Source organism: Streptomyces sp. NPDC107522, assembly GCF_055657525.1.
In genome coordinates this window covers 512,998-533,755 of sequence record NZ_JBVKAU010000001.1, presented here as the reverse complement: position 1 = coordinate 533,755, position 20,758 = coordinate 512,998, and the positions used below count along the sequence as shown (strand labels likewise).

At 72.1% G+C, this 20,758-nt stretch carries 17 protein-coding genes; 14 read left to right on the top strand and 3 right to left on the bottom strand.

All coding sequences use genetic code 11. The features are described 5' to 3' along the window. Positions 1-191: 191 nt before the first annotated feature. The 8 genes from ACZ7L6_RS02305 (at position 192) to ACZ7L6_RS02270 (ending at position 7,568) form a co-directional block, all read left to right on the top strand. Positions 192-947: a CoA transferase subunit A gene (locus ACZ7L6_RS02305; RefSeq protein WP_471920052.1), complete on the top strand. Its 756-nt coding sequence runs from the start codon at positions 192-194 to the stop codon at positions 945-947. Beyond that, positions 947-1,591: a CoA transferase subunit B gene (locus ACZ7L6_RS02300; protein ID WP_471920051.1), complete on the top strand. Its 645-nt coding sequence runs from the start codon at positions 947-949 to the stop codon at positions 1,589-1,591. Before ACZ7L6_RS02305 ends, ACZ7L6_RS02300 begins: the two co-directional genes overlap by 1 nt. Then, positions 1,588-2,829, top strand: coding sequence for a thiolase family protein (locus tag ACZ7L6_RS02295; RefSeq protein ID WP_471920050.1), 1,242 nt, complete (start codon positions 1,588-1,590; stop codon positions 2,827-2,829). The genes ACZ7L6_RS02300 and ACZ7L6_RS02295 overlap by 4 nt, the downstream gene beginning before the upstream one ends. A 45-nt stretch (positions 2,830-2,874) precedes the next feature. Continuing rightward, on the top strand, positions 2,875-3,648 hold the full coding sequence (gene pcaH, locus ACZ7L6_RS02290) for a protocatechuate 3,4-dioxygenase subunit beta (RefSeq protein WP_471920049.1): 774 nt from the start codon (positions 2,875-2,877) through the stop codon (positions 3,646-3,648). Positions 3,649-3,654: 6 nt separating this feature from the next. Further along, positions 3,655-4,260, top strand: a complete 606-nt coding sequence (pcaG, locus tag ACZ7L6_RS02285; RefSeq protein WP_471920048.1) for a protocatechuate 3,4-dioxygenase subunit alpha — start codon at positions 3,655-3,657, stop codon at positions 4,258-4,260. Then, positions 4,257-5,582, top strand: coding sequence for a 3-carboxy-cis,cis-muconate cycloisomerase (gene pcaB, locus ACZ7L6_RS02280; protein ID WP_471920047.1), 1,326 nt, complete (start codon positions 4,257-4,259; stop codon positions 5,580-5,582). Before pcaG ends, pcaB begins: the two co-directional genes overlap by 4 nt. Further along, on the top strand, positions 5,579-6,706 hold the full coding sequence (gene pcaDC, locus ACZ7L6_RS02275) for a bifunctional 3-oxoadipate enol-lactonase/4-carboxymuconolactone decarboxylase PcaDC (RefSeq protein WP_471920046.1): 1,128 nt from the start codon (positions 5,579-5,581) through the stop codon (positions 6,704-6,706). The genes pcaB and pcaDC overlap by 4 nt, the downstream gene beginning before the upstream one ends. Before the next feature lie 70 nt (positions 6,707-6,776). Then, positions 6,777-7,568, top strand: a complete 792-nt coding sequence (locus ACZ7L6_RS02270) for an SDR family NAD(P)-dependent oxidoreductase (protein WP_471920045.1) — start codon at positions 6,777-6,779, stop codon at positions 7,566-7,568. A gap of 6 nt (positions 7,569-7,574) precedes the next feature. On the opposite strand, the gene ACZ7L6_RS02265 is transcribed toward ACZ7L6_RS02270, so the two are convergent. After that, a complete protein-coding gene (locus tag ACZ7L6_RS02265; RefSeq protein ID WP_471920044.1) occupies positions 7,575-10,250 on the bottom strand; it encodes an ATP-binding protein in 2,676 nt (891 codons plus the stop codon). 207 nt (positions 10,251-10,457) lie between these two features. Between ACZ7L6_RS02265 and ACZ7L6_RS02260 the strand changes: the two genes are divergently transcribed. The 3 genes from ACZ7L6_RS02260 to ACZ7L6_RS02250 all read left to right on the top strand — a co-directional run bounded on the left by ACZ7L6_RS02260 (position 10,458) and on the right by ACZ7L6_RS02250 (position 14,195). Then, complete coding sequence (locus ACZ7L6_RS02260) at positions 10,458-11,771, top strand: MFS transporter (protein ID WP_471920043.1); 1,314 nt, start codon at positions 10,458-10,460, stop codon at positions 11,769-11,771. 4 nt (positions 11,772-11,775) lie between these two features. Further along, positions 11,776-12,930 carry an anhydro-N-acetylmuramic acid kinase gene (locus tag ACZ7L6_RS02255; protein WP_471920042.1) on the top strand — a complete coding sequence of 385 codons (1,155 nt, stop codon included), beginning with the start codon at positions 11,776-11,778 and terminating at the stop codon, positions 12,928-12,930. A 119-nt stretch (positions 12,931-13,049) separates the two neighbouring features. Continuing rightward, positions 13,050-14,195: a DUF2510 domain-containing protein gene (locus ACZ7L6_RS02250; RefSeq protein WP_471920041.1), complete on the top strand. Its 1,146-nt coding sequence runs from the start codon at positions 13,050-13,052 to the stop codon at positions 14,193-14,195. 174 nt (positions 14,196-14,369) lie between these two features. Here ACZ7L6_RS02250 and ACZ7L6_RS02245 read toward each other — a convergent pair whose 3' ends face one another. Continuing rightward, on the bottom strand, positions 14,370-14,984 hold the full coding sequence (locus ACZ7L6_RS02245) for a TetR/AcrR family transcriptional regulator (protein WP_471920040.1): 615 nt from the start codon (positions 14,982-14,984) through the stop codon (positions 14,370-14,372). Positions 14,985-15,257: 273 nt separating this feature from the next. On the opposite strand from ACZ7L6_RS02245, the gene ACZ7L6_RS02240 reads away from it, so the two are divergent. Both ACZ7L6_RS02240 and ACZ7L6_RS02235 read left to right on the top strand, forming a co-directional pair. Then, positions 15,258-16,064, top strand: a complete 807-nt coding sequence (locus tag ACZ7L6_RS02240; protein WP_471920039.1) for a phosphatase PAP2 family protein — start codon at positions 15,258-15,260, stop codon at positions 16,062-16,064. Next, positions 16,061-17,017 carry a DMT family transporter gene (locus ACZ7L6_RS02235; RefSeq protein ID WP_471920038.1) on the top strand — a complete coding sequence of 319 codons (957 nt, stop codon included), beginning with the start codon at positions 16,061-16,063 and terminating at the stop codon, positions 17,015-17,017. The genes ACZ7L6_RS02240 and ACZ7L6_RS02235 overlap by 4 nt, the downstream gene beginning before the upstream one ends. A gap of 6 nt (positions 17,018-17,023) precedes the next feature. Here ACZ7L6_RS02235 and ACZ7L6_RS02230 read toward each other — a convergent pair whose 3' ends face one another. After that, positions 17,024-19,075 carry a phosphocholine-specific phospholipase C gene (locus ACZ7L6_RS02230; protein ID WP_471920037.1) on the bottom strand — a complete coding sequence of 684 codons (2,052 nt, stop codon included), beginning with the start codon at positions 19,073-19,075 and terminating at the stop codon, positions 17,024-17,026. 161 nt (positions 19,076-19,236) lie between these two features. Between ACZ7L6_RS02230 and ACZ7L6_RS02225 the strand changes: the two genes are divergently transcribed. Next, complete coding sequence (locus ACZ7L6_RS02225; protein WP_471920036.1) at positions 19,237-20,535, top strand: MFS transporter; 1,299 nt, start codon at positions 19,237-19,239, stop codon at positions 20,533-20,535. Positions 20,536-20,758: the final 223 nt, after the last annotated feature.

The window sequence follows — 20,758 nt, the reverse complement described above, 5'->3', positions numbered from 1 at the left end:
TTCATCCGTGTACTGAACAATACCTGCCGGGACCGCATGTGTCTGCACGCCCGCACCCTGGCTGATCTCGCCTTTCTCCAGAGCCTTGACGCTTCACCCCGCAAGTGGCAGCGTGAAGGAAACTTCACCTAAATGCTCAGTGCGCTGATTAACTGGTGGACCGGGCGCTCGGACGGGATGGGGCTTCACGGATGGACAAGGTGGTCGCCACGGCCGGTGAGGCGGTGGCCGATGTGCCGGACGGCGCATCGCTCGCGGTGGGCGGTTTCGGGCTCAGCGGCGTGCCGAACGTGCTGATCCAGGCCCTGTACGAGCGGGGGGTCAGCGGTTTGAGCGTCGTCTCCAACAACTGCGGGGCGATGGAGTCCGGTCTCGCGGTGCTGCTCGCCGCGGGGCGGATCGCCCGGGTGACCGGCTCGTACATCGGCGCGAACAAGGAGTTCGCCCGGCAGTACCTCGCCGGTGAGCTGGAGGTCGAGATGATCCCGCAGGGCACGCTGGCCGAGCGGCTGCGCGCGGGCGGGGCGGGCATCCCGGCCTTCTACACGCCGGCCGGGGTCGGCACCCAGGTCGCCGAGGGCGGGCTCCCGTGGCGCTACGACGGCTCCGGCGGGGTCGCGCTCGCCTCCCCGCCGAAGGAGGTGCGGGAGTTCGACGGCACCGAGTACGTGCTGGAGCACGGGATCCGCACCGACTTCGCGCTCGTACGGGCGGCGAAGGGCGACCGGCACGGGAACCTGGTGTTCAACAAGTCCTCCCGCAACTTCAACCCGCTGGCCGCGATGGCCGGCCGGGTGACGATCGCCGAGGTGGAGGAACTCGTCGAGCCGGGCGACATCGACCCGGACGCGGTGCACCTGCCGGGCATCTTCGTGCAGCGGGTCGTCGCGCTCACCCCCGGGCAGGCGGCGGACAAGAAGATCGAGCAGCGGACGGTGAGCAGCTGATGGCCTGGACACGCGAGGAGATGGCCGCGCGGGCCGCGCGCGAGCTCGAGGACGGCCAGTACGTCAATCTCGGCATCGGCCTGCCGACCCTCATCCCCAACTATCTGCCGACGGGCGTCGAGGTGATCCTCGAGTCCGAGAACGGCATCCTCGGCACCGGCCCCTACCCCACCGAGGACCAGGTCGACCCGGACCTGATCAACGCCGGCAAGGAGACCGTCACGGTGCTGCCGGGCGCCTCCTTCTTCGACTCGGCGCTGTCGTTCTCGATGATCCGGGGCGGGCACATCGACGTGGCCGTGCTCGGGGCCATGCAGGTGTCCGAGAAGGGCGACCTGGCCAACTGGGCGATCCCCGGCAAGATGATCACCGGCATCGGCGGGGCGATGGACCTCGTCCACGGCGCCCGCACGGTCATCGTCGTGATGACCCACACCGCCAAGGACGGCTCGGCGAAGATCCTCTCCGAGTGCGCGCTGCCGCTCACCGGCAAGGCGTGTGTGAACCGGATCATCACCGACCTCGGCGTCCTGGACGTCACCGCCGACGGCCTGGTGCTCGTGGAGACGGCGCCCGGTGTGACCGTCGACGAGATCGCCGCCAAGACCGACGCCAAGTTCACCGTCGCGGAGGGCCTGCTGTGAACACCGTTTATCTCGTCGACGCCGTCCGCACCCCGGTCGGCCGCTACAACGGCGGCCTGGCGAGCGTGCGTCCGGACGACCTGGCCGCCCACGCCATCCGTGAACTCCTCGGCCGTACGCCCGACTTGGACCCGTCCCGGATCGAGGACGTCTACTTCGGCAACGCCAACGGCGCCGGCGAGGAGAACCGCAACGTCGGCCGCATGGCCGCGCTGCTGGCCGGGCTGCCCACGAGCGTGCCGGGCGTGACCGTCAACCGGCTGTGCGCCTCCGGCCTTGAGGCGGTGATCCAGGCGGCCCGCGCCATCGCCGTCGGCGACGCCTCCATCGCCGTGGCGGGCGGCGTCGAGTCGATGACGCGGGCGCCGTACGTGCTGCCCAAGTCCGACAAGCCGTTCCCAGCCGGGCACACCGAGCTGTACTCCACCACCCTCGGCTGGCGCATGGTCAACCCGCGGATGGAGCCGCAGTGGACCGTCCCCCTCGGCGAATCGGCCGAGCTCATCGCCGAGAAGCACAAGATCGGCCGAGAACAGCAGGACGAGTTCGCCCTGCACAGCCACCAGAAAGCCGCCAAGGCCCAGGCGGAGGGCCTCTTCGACGCCGAGCTCACGCCCGTGTCGATTCCGCAGCGCAAGGGCGACCCGGTCGTCTTCGACGCCGACGAATGCGTACGGCCCGATGCCTCGCTGGAGGCGATGGCCAGGCTCAAGCCGTCGTTCCGCACGGCGAGCGAAGCGAGATGGGGGTCCCCCCGGCCGAAGGCTGGGGGAGGCACCGTCACCGCGGGCAACGCCTCACCGCTCAACGACGGCGCCGCCGCCCTGCTGCTGACCGACGAGGAGGGCCTGAAGGCCACCGGCCGCGCCCCCCTCGCCCGGATTTCCGCCACCGGTGTCAACGCCCTTGACCCGCACTGGTTCGGCCTGGCCCCCGTGGAGGCCGTCAACCGGGCCCTCGCCAAGGCGGGCAAGGGATTCGACGACCTCTCGGTCCTCGAACTGAACGAGGCCTTCGCCGCCCAGGTCCTGGGCTGTGTCGCCGAATGGCCCGAGTTCGACCCGGCCATCCTCAACCCACAGGGCGGCGCCATCGCCCTCGGCCACCCGCTCGGCGCCTCCGGTGCCCGCCTCGCCGGCACCGTCGCCCACCAACTCGCCCGCAAGGGCGGCGGAGTGGGCGTCGCCACCCTCTGCATCGGCGTCGGTCAGGGCCTGGCCCTCGTCCTCGAACGTTAAGAACACGCAGGCGTCACGAACACCCAGGAAGCCCCAGGGACCCCCATGACTCTCACCCAGCACGACATCGACCAGGAGATCGCGGCCGAACACGCCGCGTACGAGAAGCGGATCGCCGACGGTGCCCCCGTCGAGCACCACCCGCGCCGCGACTACGCCCCGTACCGCTCCTCGGTCCTGCGCCACCCCAAACAGCCACCGATCGCCATCGACGTCTCCAAGGACCCGGAGCTGGTGGAGCTGTCCTCCCCGGCCTTCGGTGAGCGGGACATCACCGAGATCGACAACGACCTCACCCGGCAGCACAACGGCGAGCCGATCGGTGAGCGCATCACCGTCTCCGGCCGCCTGCTGGACCGCGACGGCCGCCCGATCCGCGGCCAGCTGATCGAGATCTGGCAGGCGAACTCGGCCGGCCGCTACGCGCACCAGCGCGAGCAGCACGACGCCCCGCTGGACCCGAACTTCTCGGGCGTCGGCCGCACGCTGACCGACGACAGTGGCTTCTACCGGTTCACCACCGTCCAGCCGGGCCCGTACCCCTGGCGCCAGCACGTCAACGCCTGGCGGCCGGCCCACATCCACTTCTCGCTCTTCGGTACGGCGTTCACCCAGCGGCTCGTGACGCAGATGTACTTCCCGAGCGACCCGCTGTTCCCGTACGACCCGATCATCCAGTCGGTGACGGACGACGCGGCCCGGCAGCGGCTGGTCGCGACCTACGACCACAACCTGTCGGTGCCTGAGTTCTCCATGGGCTACCACTGGGACATCGTGCTCGACGGGCCGCACGCCACCTGGATCGAAGAAGGGCGCTGACCTGCCATGACGAAGATCGACACGAGCCGCGCCGAGACCGTGCTCCCCACGCCATCGCACACGGTCGGCCCCTTCTACGGCCACGCCCTGCCGTTCCCCGGCGGCGGTGACATCGCGCCCGTGGGCCACCCGGACACGATCGCACTGCAGGGGTACGTCCTCGACGGCGAGGGCAACCCGCTGCCGGACGCCTTCGTGGAGCTGTGGGGCGCCGACCCGGACGGCAACGTCCCGCAGGTCGACGGCTCGATGCGACGGGACCCGGCCAGCGGCGGCTTCCTGGGCCGCAACGGCGTGGAGTTCACCGGCTGGGGCCGGATCCAGACCGACGCCAACGGCCACTGGACGGCACGGACGCTGCGGCCCGGGGCACGCGGGCAGAGCGCGCCGTACATCAGCGTGTGCGTCTTCGCGCGCGGGCTGCTGGTGCATCTGTTCACCCGGATCTACCTGCCGGGTGACGAGGCGGCGCTCGCCGCGGACCCGCTGCTGTCCCGGCTGGCCGCGGAGCGCCGCGACACGCTGATCGCGGTGGACCAGGGCAACGGGACATACCGTTTCGACATCCGCCTTCAGGGCGAAGGCGAGACGGTCTTCCTGGAGTTCCAGTGACATCACCTGTCGATCCCGCCGAAGCCGAAGCCGGATCCGAAGCCGACGCCGGCCTGCTCGCCCCGGGCTGGACCGGCTCCCCCGCCGCGGCCGCGACGAGCGACGCCGCCTGTCTGCGGGCGCTGCTCGACGCGGAGGCCGCGCTGACCCGGGCCCAGTGGGCGCTGGGGCTCGCCCCGGCCGAGGCGGCGACGGCGGTGACCGAGGCGACCGACACCCACTCCTTCGACGTGCGGTCCCTCGCCGAACGGGCCCGGGCGGGCGGCAACCCGGTGATCCCCCTGGTCGCGGAGCTGACGAAGGTCGTCGGCGACGAGTACGGCCCGTACGTCCACCGGGGCGCGACCAGCCAGGACATCATGGACACGGCGCTGATGCTGGTCGCCGTGCGCACGCTCGACCTGGTCCTCGACGACCTCGGCCGCACGGAGCGGGCGCTGGCGGGGCTGGCCGCCGAGCACCGCGACACCGCGCTGCCGGGACGGACGCTCACGCAGCATGCCGTACCGACGACGTTCGGGCTGAAGGCGGCCGGCTGGCGGGCACTGGTGCTCGACGCACGGGACCGGGTCACGGCCGTACGGGGCTCACTGCCCGCCCAACTCGGGGGTGCCGCGGGGACGTTGGCGGCCTTCGGGGCGTACGGCGCGGGCGATCCGACCGAGCTTCCGGCGGCGTACGCCGGTGAACTGGGCCTGCGGGTACCCGACCTGCCGTGGCACACCCTGCGCACGCCCATCGCCGATCTCGCCGGGTGCCTGGCCTTCACGGCGGGCGCGCTCGGCAAGCTCGCCGTGGACGTCCTCACCCTCTCCCGCACCGAGATCGCCGAGGTCGCGGAGGGCAGTGGTGGTGGTTCGTCCGCCATGCCGCACAAGTCCAATCCCGTACGGTCCACGCTGATCGCCGCCGCCGCGCGGCGGGCACCCCAGCTCGCGGCGGCGCTGTACGGGTCGCTGGCGGCGGAGGACGAGCGGCCGGCCGGGGCCTGGCACGCCGAGTGGGAGCCGCTCCGGGACCTGCTGCGGCTGGTCGGCGGGGCCGCCCGGGACGCCGTCGAACTGGCCGAGGGACTGCGGGTCAGGCCCGCCGCCATGCGGGAACACCTCGATCTCACCCAGGGATTGATCGTCTCCGAGCGGCTGTCCGCCGAGCTCGCCCCGGTGCTGGGCCGTGCCCGCGCCAAGGAACTGCTCACCCGGCTGGCGACCGAGGGGCGCCCGCTCGGCTCGGCGCCGGAGCTGGCGGACGTCGACCTCGATCCCACCCACTACACCGGCTCCGCCGGAGCCCTCACCGACCGTGCTCTGGAGCGACGTTGAATCTCCTCAACCACCGTGTGGAAGGGCCCACGTCCGCTCCCCCGCTGCTGCTCGGACCGTCGCTCGGCACGTCGTCAGCCCTGTGGGACAAGGTCGCGCCCGAGCTGTCGATCACCCATCGGGTGGTCCGCTGGGACCTGCCGGGCCACGGCGGTTCGGCCGCTGATCTCATCGGGGAAGGCGCGACCGTCGGCGACCTCGCCCGTCTGGTGCTCGCGCTCGCCGACTCGCTCGGCATCCAGCGGTTCGCGTACGCGGGTGTGTCACTCGGCGGTGCGGTGGGGCTGCACCTCGCCGTGCACCATCCGGAGCGGGTCTCCTCGCTGGCCGTGATCTGTTCGTCGGCGCACTTCAACGGTTCCAAGCCGTGGGAGGAGCGGGCCGCGCTGGTGCGGCGCGAGGGGCTGGCGGAGCTGGCCGAGAGCGCGAACGCCCGCTGGTTCACGCCCGGCTTCACCGTGCCGGAGCTGGTCGCCGATCACCGCGGCGCCGATCCTGACGCGTACGCCGCCTGCTGTGACGCCCTGGCCGCGTTCGACCTGCGGGACCGGTTGACGGAGATCGCCGTACCGACCCTCCTGGTCGCCGGGCGCGAGGATCCGGCGACCCCGCCCCCTCATCTGCGGGAGATCGCGGACGCCGTGCCCGGCGCCGCGCTCGTCGAGATCCCGGGAGCCTCGCACCTGGCGCCGGCGCAGTGTCCGGAGGCCGTGCTGACAGCCCTGCGGGCGCACCTGAACGGGGGCGCCGGGCGGGGCATGGAGGTGCGGCGCGAGGTGCTCGGCGACGCCCATGTCGACCGGGCGCAGGCCCGGCAGACCGCGTTCACCGCGCGCTTCCAGGACTTCATCTCGCGCTACGCCTGGGGCGAGATCTGGACCGACCCGACGCTCACCCGCCGCGAACGCAGCATGATCACTCTGACGGCCCTGGTCGCGCACGGCCACTACGACGAGCTGGCCATGCACGTCCGGGCGGCCCGCCGCAACGGACTGACGCCGGAGGAGATCGGAGCCGTACTCCTGCAGACGGCCGTGTACTGCGGGGTTCCGGCGGCGAACTCGGCATTCGCGGCGGCCCAGCGGGTGCTCGCGCAGGAGTCCGGGCCGGACGCCGGCGAGTGAGGGTGACCCTGCTGGTCGTAGCTTCAGCAGCACCTCGCACATGCCTCCACAGCATGCCTACGGTGGAGGCATGTCGACGATTCTGATCACCGGCGCCACCTCCGGTCTCGGCCGGTACGTGGCCTTCGAGCTGGTCCGCTCGGGGCACGTCGTCCTCGCGCACGGACGCGATCCGGGCCGCACCGAGCAGCTGGTCGAGGAGCTGCGCACCGAGGGGGACGCCGAGGGCTTCGTCGCCGATCTGGCCTCGCTGACGCAGGTGCGCGAGCTGGGCGCGCATGTCGGCGACGCGCATCCCGACCTGGACGTGCTGATCAACAACGCGGGCGTGGGAGCGGGTGCGCCCGGCGCGGGACGCGAGCTGAGCGTGGACGGGCACGAACTACGGCTTGCCGTCAACTACTTGGCACCGGTGGCGCTGACCCGCGTGCTGCTCCCGGTACTGCGTGCGAACACGCCCGCCCGGATCGTCAACGTGGGTTCGGTCGGCCAGGAACCCCTCGACTTCGACGACGTCGAGTTCCGCCGCGGATACGACGGCTTCGCGGCATACCGACGGGCCAAGTTCGCCCTGGCGGCCCATACCTTCGCCCTGGCAGAGGAGTTGGCGGACACCGGTGTCACCGTGAACGTGCTCCACCCGGCGACCTTCATGGACACGGCGATGGTGCGCGAAGGCGGGGTCACCCCCTGGAACACGGTCGCCGACGGCGCCCCCGGCGTCCTGGCCCTGGCGACCCAGGACCTGGGCACGGGAACCTACTTCGACGGCACGAGCCCGTCCCGGGCACACGAGGGCACGTACGACCCGGAGGTACGCAAGCGGCTGGCCGCGGTCACCGATCAGCTGCTGGCCCTCTGACCCGTCTCACACCACGCCCGACAGCAACGCCGCCTCCGCCTGCGCCACCAGCCCGTCCGCCCCACACGACCGGGCCAGGGTCAGTCCGCGCCGGAGCTCGGCCGACGAGCGCGCCGCGATACCGTACTCGACGCGGGCGGCCGCGTGTTCGTACTGGCAGGGTGAGACCGCCAGACAGGTGACCGCCTGTTCGGCGAGGCGTACCGCGCGCTGGCCCGTCTCCAGGGCGGCGGCGCAGCGCAAGGCCTCGCCGATGGCCGTGTCGGTGCCGAAGCGCTCGGCGTGGCGGCGGACTTCGGTGGCGAGCCGGGCGGCGCGCGCCGGGTCCTCGCTGGCGAGGGCGCGGGCCAGGTCGACGGTCCAGGGGACCAGCACCGGGTTGTGGTGGCCGCGCACGGCCGCCGCCTTCTCCGCCGCCTCCAGTTCGTTGATGCCGTCCTTCGTGCGGCCGACCGCGAGGAGCAGACGGCCGCGGACCGAGCGCGGGTCCGGCAGGACGATGGTGGAGGGGTAGGGCGGGGCGAAGCCGTACTCCTCGGCGACCTGCCACGCCTGGTCGACATGGCCGCGGGCGAGCAGGGTGTCGACGAGGTTGCAGGTCGCCGACCAGTGCAGGGGCAGCCGGCGGCCGACGCGTTCGGCGAGCGCCAGTGACTTGCGCAGGGACGCCTCGGCCTCACGGAGCCGGCCGCGCCTGCGGTGTCCGAGGCCGACGTAGGCGTGGGCCAGGGCCAGGTGGCCACCGCTCCAGCCTGCGGACTCGTAGGCGCGCAGGCCCTCGTTGTAGAGGGTTTCGGCCCGGTCGAGCCGGTCGGTGTAGGCGTAGGAGCTGGCCAGCATCATCGGCAGCTCCAGGCCCCACTCCGGGTCGGTCCAGCCGAGTCCGGGCGCGAGGCGGCCGTTGACGAGGGCGCGGTCGCACACTTCGACGACCTCCTCGGAGTTCTCGCCGCGGGCCATGGCGTCGAAGCCGCGCAGGATGAGCAGGGCGCGCTCGGAGTTGTCGCGCCCGGTGCAGGTCCTGGCGAGGTCGGCGAGGCGTGCGGAGCGCCCCGCGGAGGTGGCCTCGCCCGCGTGGAGGCCCTCCCACATGAACTGCACCGCCTGGAGCCGCAGCCTTGCGGGTCCGGCCGGTTGCCGGGCGGCCTCCGCCTCGACGGTACGGACGGCCTCCTCCAGCTGGTCGTTGTGGAGCAGTGCCTGGGAGAGGCGGTGGACGGCGGCGACGCGTTCGTCGCCCTCCAGGCCGGGCATGGCGAGCGCAGTCTGGAGGTGGTCGACGGTGGTGGCGGGCGCGGAGAGCAGGGTGACGCAGCCCAGTTCGTAGAGCACCCGCGCATGCACCTCGGGCAGGGGCGGCTCCACCAGGGCGCGCTCCAGGCAGCGTCGGGCCGCGTCGGGGGCGCCGACGGCGAGGTGTTCGCGGGCGGCCTCGCGCAGCTGCTCGACGAGTTCCTCGTCGCTGTCCGGGTGGACCTCGAGGAGGTGGCGGGCGGCGACCGCGGCACTGTGGCCGTTGTCGGTGACGACGCGGGCGGCGATGCCGTGCATCGCGGTGCGCAGGGCGTCGGGGATGGAGTTGTAGACGGCGGTGGCGATCAGCGGGTGCACGAACTGCAGCTCGCCGTCGTCCGGCTGGACGCCCGCCGGGTCGGGCTCGGTGAGGATGCGGGCGGTGCGCAGCAGGTCGGCGCAGCGGACGGCGTCGTCGAGGCTCATGGTGGCGAGCTCGGCCACCAGGTCGACCGAGATGCCGGTGCCGAGGATCGCGGCCGCCCAGGCGAACCGGGTGGCCTCGATGCCGAGCGTCTCCAGGCGGGCGACGAGGCCGCCGCCGCGGGCCGAGCGGTTCAGGGCGCGCAGTTCGCCGGCCGCGGACTCGGTCGGCTCGAACTCGCTGTCCTGCACCTTGGCGAGGAGTTCGACGGTCTCGTACGGGTTGCCGCCGGTCACGGCCCAGACCTCGCGGCAGAACGGGGCGTCGGCGTGCGCGCCGAGGGTGGCGCGGGTGAGGCCGGCCGTCGCCTCCGGGGTGAGGGCGCTCAGGTTGGCGACGGAGGAGCCGGCGGCGGCGACCGCGTCGAGGTGGCGGGCGCTGTCGCCGCCGACCTCGCCGGGGCGGCGGGCCACCACGACCAGGACGTTCAGGTCGTCGAGGCGTTCGGCGAACGCGGCGAGCCAGCGCAGGGTCTCCTGGTCGGCCCAGTGGGCGTCGTCGATCAGCAGCACCAGCGGCCAGTCGCGCCGCGCGAGTCGGCGTACGGCGGCCACCAGGCCGTCGCACACGCCCTGCGGGTCGGCCTGGCGCTCGCCGGGGTCCGTGATGCCGAGGGCGGGGCCGGCGATGTCGTACCAGTCGCCGAGGTATTCACGCGCCTCTTCCGGCATCAGCGACAGCAGCGCGGGCTGCAGCAACTGCCGTACCACGTTGAACGGCACGGAACTCAGGGTCTCGCTGCCGCGGGCGGACCACACCGTGCAGTTGCGTGCCTCGGCGATGCGGCGTGTCTCGGCCAGCAGCGCGGTCTTGCCGAGTCCCGCCTCGCCCCGCAGCACCAGGAGGCTGCCTGAGGAGGACTCGTCGGCGCACAGGGCGTCGAGGGCCCGCTCGACGGCGGCGACTTCCTCGTCGCGCTCCCACAGGGAGGCCGAGGCGGCCGGTGTGGGCCGTACCTGCGTCATCCCGCTCCCTCCCCAAGTCGCCCGAACGACGTACAGAGCTCGAGCGTAGCCGTCCGATTGACTGAGTGGAGGCCCGTCCGGGCAGCTGTTGCCGTGATGGGTGAAAGCGGGTGCGGGCGGGCGACGCGCAGGGCCCGCGACCTGCGCCGGTGAAACTTACCGACAGTCAAAAACCGACGGCGGCACCGACAGTCGAGAGGCGCGGGCATGACGCCGGCGATCGATGGGAAAGGCACGGTCCGGTCCCGCAGGGCCCTGGTCGCGGGGTCGGTGGGCAACTTCATCGAGTGGTACGAGTTCGGTGTCTACGGCTACTTCGCGACGATCATCGCGGCGCGGTTCTTCACGCCGGAGGGCGGTAGCGAGGCCGAGGCGCTGGTGAGGACGTACGCCTCGTTCGCGCTGGCCTTCTTCTTCCGGCCCGTCGGTGCGGCCCTGTTCGGCCGGCTCGGCGACCGGATCGGCCGCAGACCGGTGCTGATCGTGGTGGTCCTGCTGATGACCGGCGCGACCACGCTCATCGGCGCGCTGCCCACGTACGCCACCGTCGGCGCCCTCGCCCCCTGGCTGCTGACCTTCCTGAGGGTGCTTCAAGGGCTTTCGGCGGGTGGCGAGTTCGGGGGTGCGGTGTCGGTGATGACCGAGTTCGCGCCACCGGGGCGGCGCGGGCTCTACGGGGCGTGGCAGTCGTTCACGGTGGCGCTGGGGCTGCTGGGCGGTGCGGGGGCTGCGGCACTCCTGGCCACCGTGCTGACGGAGGATCAGCTCGGTGACTGGGGATGGCGGTTGCCGTTCCTGCTGACGCTGCCGCTGGGGCTGGGCGCCCTGTGGCTGCGGCTGAGACTGGACGAGACGCCGGCGTTCCGGGAGGAGCGGGAGGCCGGGCGGCCACCCGGGCGGGAGGTCGCGGGGGCGATCGCGCTGGGCGCGGGGCGGATCATGGGGTGGGCGGCGGCCGGGTACACCTTCCTGGTCGTGCTGCCGTCGTATCTGCAGTCGACGCTGGACGCGACGTTCCAGCAGGCGCTGATCGCCACGGTGCTGGCCAACCTGGGGTTCGCGCTGACCATCCTCCCGGCGGGGCTGCTCAGCGACCGGTTCGGCCGGCGGCCGGTGATGCTGACGGGGGCCGTGCTGGTGGTGGTCCTCGCGGTGCCGCTGCTCAACCTTCTTCAGGACCCGGGCGTTTCCCTCACCGTGAAAGGTGCGGCAGTGTGTGGCGCGGGTGCCGTCGTGGGACTGATGGCGGGGCCCGGCCCGGCGATGCTCGCCGAGCTGTTCCCGACGAACGTGCGGTACACGGGGCTGGGACTCGCCTACGCCCTGTCGAATGCGGTGTTCTCGGGCTGCGCCGGGCTCATCATCACGGAGACGATCGAACGGACCGGGAGCGTGGACATCCCCGCGTACTACGCGGCGGCGGCCTGCGCGGTGAGCGTCCTCGCGCTGGCCAGGACTCCCACGGCCCGTGGCAAGGCCTCCAAGGCCCGGGACAAGGCTCCGGGCGGGAAAGCGAGGTGAGCACATGCGGGTGATCGGCCTGATGTCGGGCACGTCGTACGACGCGATCGACGCGGCCGCCGCCGACCTGAGCCTCGTCGGCGACAGCCTCGTCCTCAAGCCGCTGGGGCTGGTGAGCGAGGCGTACGACAAGGAGCTGCGGGAGGAGCTCGAGGCGGCACTGCCGCCGGGGACGACCTCGATGGCCGAGGTGTGCCGGCTCGACACGCGGATCGGGCAGGCCTTCGCGGCGGCGGCCGTCCGGGCGGCCCGGGAACTGTGCGACGGGCGGGCCGAGTTGATCGCCTCGCACGGGCAGACGGTGTACCACTGGGCCGAGGACGGGCGCATGCACGGCACGCTGCAACTCGGGCAGCCGGCGTGGATCGCCGAGGCGACCGGGCTGCCTGTGGTCGCCGACTTCCGGCCACGCGACATCGCGGCCGGCGGCCAGGGCGCACCGCTGGTCAGCCTGGTCGACCTGCTGTGGCTGCGCGGACGGCCGGGTACGCCGGTCGCCCTCAACCTCGGCGGCATCGCCAACCTCACCGCGCCGGACGGCACCGCCTTCGACACCGGGCCGGGCTGTGCGCTGATCGACGCGGCGGCGCGGGGGTTCAGCGGCGGGCGGCTGGCGTACGACGTGGACGGGGCGCTGGCCGGGAGCGGCGCGGTCCATGAACCGCTGCTGCGACGGCTGCTGGAGGAGCCGTACTACGCACTGCCCGCTCCCAAGACGACCGGCAAGGAACTGTTCCACCTCGGCCGTCTGACCGACGCGCTGGCCGGGTTCGGGACGCTGCCCGCCGAGGACGTCGTCGCCGCCCTCACCATGCTCACGGCACGGACGGTCGCCGACGCCGTGCGCTCGGTGGGCGCGACGGAGGTGATCGCCTCGGGTGGCGGGACGCGCAATCCGGTGCTGATGAGGATGCTCGGGCAACGGCTGCCGGGGGTGGCGCTGCGCACCTCCGACGCGTTGGGGCTGCCGGCGGCGGCCAAGGAAGCGTACGCCTTCGCCGTCCTGGGGTTTCTGACCGTGCACGGGCTGGCCGGGACCGAGCCGGCGGCGACGGGCGCCCGGCACGCGCGCGTGCTCGGCTCCATCACCCCGGGCCGGGACGGGCTGCGGCTGCCGCCGCCCGCACGGGAGCGGCCGGTGCGGCTCGTTCTGGAGTGACGTCGGCCAGAAACCGGAGTGGCGTCGGAGCCGGCACCGCAGTGACGTCGGCCGAATCCGTGCGTGCGCGGACCGGATCCTCTCATCCTGCTTTCACCGAGACCTCATACGGTGGGCGTATGACGCAGGTGACTCCTCCCGGCTGGTACCCCGACCCCGGCCGGAAAAGTGACGGTCCGCCCACCGAGCGCTGGTGGGACGGCAAGGCATGGACGGACCAGGTCCGGCCCGCGGGGTCGGCCGCCGCGTGGGCTCCTCCTGGGCAGCCGCCGGCCGGCGGAGCGCAGTCCGCGGATGCGGTGCAGTCACCGGCCGACGGACCGCAGGCGACGGACTCCGCGCAACCGGCGGCCGACGGAGCGCAACCGGCGGAGGTGCTGCAGTCACCGGCCGACGCGGCTCATTACGCGTATCTGGTGCATCCGGGGTATCCCGGCGAACCGCAGTCCCGTGGGCGGCGCGGTCTGCGCACGGGCATAGCCGTGGGAGTGGCCGCGGTCGTCCTCGCGAGCATAGGCGTCGGCGTGTACGCGCTGACCGCCGACGACGGCTCGGGCGGCGGCAGCGCCAACTCCCGGCAAGGGCCGGGCGGCCCGGGTGGACAGGGCGGCCAGGGCGGGCCCGGCGGCGGTCAGGGCGGGCCTTTCGGTGACTCCGGCGGCGGCAACGGCGGCGGTTCCGGTGGCAACGGCGGTTCCGGCGGGCAGTCGCCCTCCCCCGACGGGTCGGAGGCGCCGAAGGTGGACAGTGGCTCCGTGTCCGACCCCGTGAACGGGATCAGCATCCCCATCCCGGACGGCTGGTACGGCCAGCGGATCGGCTGGGGCGCACAGGTCGCGTCGGACGAGACGTACAAGTGCCCCTCCGACACCTCCCAGACCTGCATGAAGGGCGGTGCCTACTCGGCGCCCGCGCTGGCGCTGCGCACCAAGGGGGACACTGCCGAGGAGATCGCCAAGGCGGACATCGCGGCGAACGCCGAGGAGTCCTACGGCAAGGGGTACGGCAAGATCACCTCGCACGAGGTGCTGGCTTCCAAGGCGGTGACCGTGGCCGGGCAGAAGGGCTACATGGTCCGCTGGAAGGCGGTCACGAGCAAGGGCGCCGACGGCTATGTCGAGTCGCTCGCCTTCCCCTCGCCCGGCAACGAGCAGCAGATGGTCGTGGTCCGCCTCGGCGTCGACGCCGGGGAGCAGTCGGTCCTCGACGAGATCACCAAGGGCATCAAGGTGTCCACGGGCGGAGGCAACGGCCAGGACGTCTGAGCCGCGTTTCCGTCGCCCCCGTGACCCGGCCCCGTCGGACATGATGCGGCCGGGTGGGGCGCCCCTCCGCTCAAGAGGAACCCCACCCGGCCGGGGGTGCGCGCCGCCCCCGTCCCCACGGTGCGGCGCGGAACAGGTCACCGTCCGGTCATCCCGCGGACGGCGGCCTGAGTCTCAGGTCAGGCCCAGACAGGGCAGTACGGCGGCCTCCACGAAACGGACGAGGTAGTCGGGGTCGGCGTCCTGCCCGTCCAGGATCGGGCGGGCACGCAGCACGCCGAAGATCTGGGCGGGAACGTAATCCAGTGCCGGATGGTCGGCGGCGACCTCGCCGCGTGCGACGCCGCGCCGCAGGATCGCCTTCAGCGCTTCGATCTCGGGCTGGATGAGCGCCTCGCGCAGGGCGCACTGGAGCTCGGGGTCCTGCGTCACGGCGTGGCCGAGCGCCTGGAGGAGGCGGGTGTCCTTGCCCGACCACGCCCCCGCGGCCCGGGCGGCCTCGCGCAGGTCTCCGGCGAGGGTTCCGGTGTCGATGCCCTCGAAGCGGGTCTGCCGGCTGGCGCGCAGGGCGGCCGCCACGAACTGCGGCTTCGTCTTCCACTGCCGGTAGAGCGTGGACTTGCTGCAGCGCGTGCTGGCGGCGATGCCCTCCATGGAGACGGCGTCATAGCCGCACTTACGGATCTGTTCGAGCACGGCGTCGAAGAACTCCTGCTCACGCTCGGGCGTGATCTTGGAGCGGCGCGAGGCGGCGACCGTCTCCGGTCCGTCCGCGGCCTGCGACGTCATCTGCTCTTCCCCTCGCTTCGGGTACGGCGCCCGCCGGGTGAATCGGGTCGCGCTTCCAGTGTGTCGTACGTCTATCGATACGCCACTGTACCGGAACGCTGCCGTATCGGTACAGTGTCGTATCGGTACAGATGCGTTTCGGTACAGAGGCGTATCGGTACACCGACGTATCGATGAGTTCGGCGAGCTCGCGCAGTCAGCACTCGACAAGCTCACCCCGCACCACCGAGCACCACCGAGCACCACCCACCGTTCAGCGAAAGGGCCGGGGGAATGAATGGCCGCACCGAGCGTGCAGAAGCGGAGACCGACGCGATAGCGCGGCCTCCGCTGGTCCGTGAGCTCCTGCTCGTCGCAGGGCTCTTCCTCGTCTACAAGCTGGGCCGGCAACTGGCCACGGGCCACACCGGCGAGGCCTTCCGCAACGCCGACCGCGTCTGGGACCTCGAACGAGCCGTCCGTCTGCCCGGCGAGGGCTCGGTGCAGAACCTGCTGCTGCACGGCGAGGCGCTCATACACATCGCGAACACCTATTACGCGACCGTGCACTTCCCGGCCACCGCGGCCTTCCTGATCTGGCTCTATCTGCGCCGCCCCGCGCACTACGTCTGGGCGCGCCGCGTCCTCGCCGCGCTCACCGCCGCCGCCCTGGTGGTGCATCTGGCCTTCCCGCTGGCCCCGCCGCGCATGCCGGCCGCGACCGGCCTGATCGACACCGGGCAGCTGTACGGCCCCTCCGTGTACGGCTCACCGCAGACCGACCACCTGTCGAACCAGTTCGCGGCGATGCCGTCGCTGCACTTCGGCTGGGCACTGATGGTGGCGATCGGCCTGATCGTGGCGACCCGGTCCCGATGGCGCTGGTTGTGGCTGCTGCACCCGCTGCTGACCCTGCTGGTCATCGTGGGCACGGCCAATCACTACTGGCTGGACGCCATCGTCGCGATGGCCATGCTCGGCCTCGCGCTCGCGCTCATCCACCTGCCGCAGCGCACGGCCACGACGGCCGGACGCGGCACCCGCAAGCTCGTGCCGGCGCCCCGGGACGAGGAAGCCGTCCTCGTGGGAGCGGGCCGATGAACGCCACCCTTCTCGCCGTCGTCCTGTCCCTGTTCTCCGCCGTCGCCTACGCCGCCGCGGCCGTCACCCAGGAGCGCCTCGCCTCCCGCAGCCCGGGCTCGGGCCTGCTGCGGCTGCTGGGTTCCGGCGCCTGGTGGGGCGCGGTCCTGCTCAACGGCTCCGGTGCGCTGCTGCACGTGGTGGCCCTGAAGTACGGTCCGCTGACCCTGGTGCAGCCGCTCGGCGCGCTCACCCTGGTGGCCGCGGTGCCGCTGGGCGCGCGCGTCGCCGGGCGGCGGGTCAGTGCGGTCGAGTGGCGCGGTACGGCGCTGACGCTGGTCGGCCTGGCCGCGATCCTCGTCTCGGCGTCCGGGACCGCGCCCGACGACGTGCTGAGCACGTCCGAGGCGCTGGCGGTCGCGGCCGTGACCGCCGCCCTGATCGGCGTGCTGGCGCGGCCGGGTGCCCGGCCGGGACTGCGGCACGCGAGCGCGTCCGGCATCACCTCCGGGGTCGCCTCGGCGCTGACGCAGACCGTGACGGTGGCGGCGACGGACCACTCCGCCCCGCTGCTCAGCCTCCAGGTGGTCGGCGTGGCGCTGCTGGTCGCGGCCTTCGCGGCGAGCGGACTGATGCTGTCGCAGACCGCCTACCGGGGCGGCCTGGGCGCCCCGCTGGCGGTGGTGACGCTGGCCAACCCGATGGCGGCCTCGCTGATCGGGCTCGTCCTGCTCGGCGAGCGGCTCCAAGGCGGCGCGGCGGGCATCCTCCTCGCGCTGGCCGGAGCGGGACTGGCGTCCTGGGGTGTGGTGCTGCTCAGCCGGGCGACACCCGAGCCCGCCATCGCCCTCTCCCACGAAACCGACGACGAGCACCCCGTGGCCGCCGTACTGGCGCTGGAGGGCGCACCGGCGGCGCCGGAACCGGTGTTGGTGCCCCGGCAGCCGGAACCGGGGCACCTCACACCGCTGTGACAGGACCTACTCGGTGATGATCGCCGGGTCGCTCACCCCCGGCCGCCCGTTCTCGACGTGTCCGGCGAGGCGCCGCAGGAAGGCCGGGTCGGCGTCGGAGGTGACGGTCAGGTCGTACCAGCGCCGGCTCGCCGCCAGGTCGACGCAGTGCTTCACGGTGGCGCCGGGCCGGACCGTGAAGGTCCCGATCTGACCGCCGTACCCGCTGGTGACCTTCAGGCGGACGCTCGCCCTTCCCTTGTTGGTGAAGGTCAGCTCGATGTCGTCCCCGGTGTGCCGGGCGGTGACCTCGGCACCGGCCGCCTTGTTCGAGCCCTTGAACCAGCGCACGAACCCGTTCGGGCCGTGCGCCGTCAGGTCGTACGCGCCGCCGGAGTACGCCGAGTTCCAGGTGTCCGCGATGCTCCTGCCGGCCTCGGTGGTGTACGTCCAGGGGCCGTCGGTGCGGTTGCCGGACGTGACGTGGAAGGCGGCACCGGCCTTGGCGCCGGAGGCGAAGGTCAGCGTGAACCTGCCGGCCGCCGCGTCGACGGAACCGTCCACCCACGGGGCGTACTTGAGCGGGCGGGAGGGGCGCAGGCCGCGCTCCTGCCTGGGCATGTCCGGGTCGGCCGGCGGTGTCGGCTTGTAGTCCGGGTGACGCTCGCGGTCCTGCGGCTCGTAGTCGTCGGTCTCCGGCAGCGCGGCCGGGCGGCTGTCCTTGCGGGAGAAGTCGAAGGCGGAGGTCAGGTCGCCGCAGATGGCCCGGCGCCAGGGCGAGATGTTGGTCTCCTCGACACCGAAGCGGCGCTCCATGAACCGCAGGATCGAGGTGTGGTCGAGGGTCTCGGAGCAGACGTAACCGCCCTTGCTCCACGGCGAGACGACGAGCATCGGCACCCGGGGGCCGAGACCGTAGGGGCCCGCCGGACGCTTGCTGTCGCCCGGGTAGAGGTCGAGCGAGACGTCGACCGTGGACTTGCCGCGGGAGGCGTCCTTCGGCGGGAGCGGCGGCACCACGTGGTCGAAGAAGCCGTCGTTCTCGTCGTACGTGATGAACAGGGCCGTCTTCGACCAGACCTCCGGGTTGGAGGTGAGGGCGTCCAGGACCTGCGCGATGTACCAGGCTCCGTAGTTGGAGGGCCAGTTGGAGTGCTCGGAGAAGGCCTCGGGGGCGGCGATCCAGGAGATCTGCGGCAGCTTGCCCGCCTTGACGTCGGCCTTCAGCCGGTCGAAGTAGCCGTCGCCGTTCTTGGCGTCGGTACCGGTGCGGGCCTTGTCGTACCAGGGGTCGCCGGGCTGGGCGTTGCGGTACTTGTTGAAGTACAGGAGCGAGTTGTCGCCGTAGTTGCCCCGGTAGGCGTCCTCGATCCAGCCCCAGGAGCCGGCCGCGTCCAGGCCGTCGCCGATGTCCTGGTAGATCTTCCAGGAGATGCCGGCCTGCTCCAGGCGCTCGGGGTAGGTCGTCCAGCCGTAGCCGAGTTCGTCGTTGCCGAGGACCGGTCCGCCGCCCGTGCCGTCGTTGCCGGTGTAACCCGTCCACATGTAGTAGCGGTTCGGGTCGGTGGAGCCGATGAACGAGCAGTGGTAGGCGTCGCAGACGGTGAAGGCGTCGGCGAGGGCGTAGTGGAAGGGGATGTCCTCCCGGGTCAGGTACGCCATGGTCGTGGTGCCCTTGGCGGGGATCCACTTGTCGTACTTGCCGCCGTTGTAGGCCTGCTGGCCGTCGGTCCAGCCGTGCGGGAGGCCCTCCAGGAACTGCATGCCGAGGTCGTCGGCGTCCGGGTGGAACGGCAGGATCTCCTTGGTGCCGTCGGACTGGTGCCAGTTCGACTTGCCGTTGTCCAGCTTCACCGGGCGCGGGTCGCCGAAGCCGCGGACGCCGCGCAGCTTGCCGAAGTAGTGGTCGAAGGAACGGTTCTCCTGCATCAGGACGACGATGTGCTCGACGTCCTCGATCGACCCCGTGCGGTGGTTCGCGGGGATGGCGGCGGCGCGCTGGATGCTGCTCGACAGAGCCGTGAACGCCGTGGTCGCGCCCGCGAGTTGAAGGAATCTGCGCCGGTTGACTTCGGGCATGAGTGAGGGACCTCTTCCCATAGGGGGCGATTTGACCAGCTGTTGGTGATGGAATGCGCGCGGAAGGAGTGTTCCAGGAGCACCAAACGTCAGGGAAGGGTCTGGTGGCGCTCGTGTGAAAGTCGTCGGTACGCCAGGTGTGCCGGAGCCGGGACGCGGGGATGGTCGCGATCATGACAGAGACGACGCGCACGGACTCCCCGCCGGCGAACCGGCCCGTACGCCAGCTCCTCGCCGCCTCGGTCGGCAATGCCGTGGAGTGGTACGACTGGTACGCCTACACCTTCCTGGCCACCTACATCGCGGCCGAGATCTTCCCCAAGGGCGCGGACAACTCCCTGGTGCCGCTGCTGTCGACGTTCGCGGTCTTCGCGGTGGGCTTCTTCATGCGGCCGGTCGGCGGGCTACTCATGGGCGCGATCGCGGACCGGCGCGGCCGGCGTGCCGCGCTGACGGTCACGATCCTGCTGATGGGCGGCAGCAGTCTGCTGGTCGGGCTGACCCCGACGTACGAGACGGCCGGCGTCCTCGCTCCGGTGGTCCTGGTCCTCGCGCGGCTGCTCCAAGGGCTGTCGGTCGGCGGCGAGTTCGCGGCGTCCACGACCTTCCTGGTCGAGTCGGCGGGGCCGGGCCGTCGCGGGCTGTTCTCCAGCTTCCAGTACGTCTCGACGACCGCGGGGCAGCTGGTCGCCTCCGGAATCGCGACGCTCCTGGTGGACACCTTGAGCGACGGGCAGATGAACGGCTGGGGCTGGCGGGTGCCGTTCGTCCTCGGGGCCGTCCTCAGCCTGGTCGGCTTCTGGATCCGGCAGGGCGCGGCGGAGACGAGGAGCACCGAGCAGCAACAGGCGCCGCGCCCGGGGCTGTTGGAGGCACTGCGCCGCCACCCCCGCCAGTCCCTGCTGATCTGCGGCATCACGGCCGGCGGCACGATCGCGTACTACACGTGGACGTCGTACCTGCCGACGTACGCGGAACTCAACGCGGGCGTCGAGAAGTCGGACGCGCTGCTCGCGGGCACCATCTCGCTCGCCTTCTTCGGCCTGCTCCAGCCCCTCGGCGGCCTCCTCTCCGACCGCTTCGGCCGGCGCCCCCTGCTCCTCTTCTTCGGCCTGGGCTTCACCCTCCTCACCGTCCCGCTCCTGCACGCCCTGCGCGACTCGTTCGCCGTGCTACTGCTCGTGCAGTGCGCGGGCATGGTGCTGCTGACCGGGTTCACCTCGATCAGCGCGGCCGTGAACGCCGAGGTGTTCCCGCCACGGGTGCGGGCGGCGGGCATCGGGTTCCCGTACTCGCTGACGGTCGCGCTGTTCGGAGGTACGGCTCCGTACGTCGGCACGCTGTTCAAGGAGCTGGGTCACGCGGACCTGTTCCCCTGGTACGTCGCCGTCCTCTGCCTGGGTTCCTCGCTCGTGTATCTGCGCCTTCCCGAGACCGCGCACCGGGCTCTGGAACGGTGAGCGCGAGGCTGCGGATCAGCGGGGCCCGGCGATGGTGCCGCATACGACGAGCCGTGGGGTGAGGACGACCTCGCGGGGCTCCGTGCGGTCCTGGTCGAGGCGTTCGACGGCGGGCGGCGACCGCCTACCGAGCCTGCTCCTTCGCGCTCTGGCTGACGGTCGTCGGCGATCACGCCCTTGCCGCCGTCCACGTACGCGACGCCTCCATCAAGTGGCTGGGCCC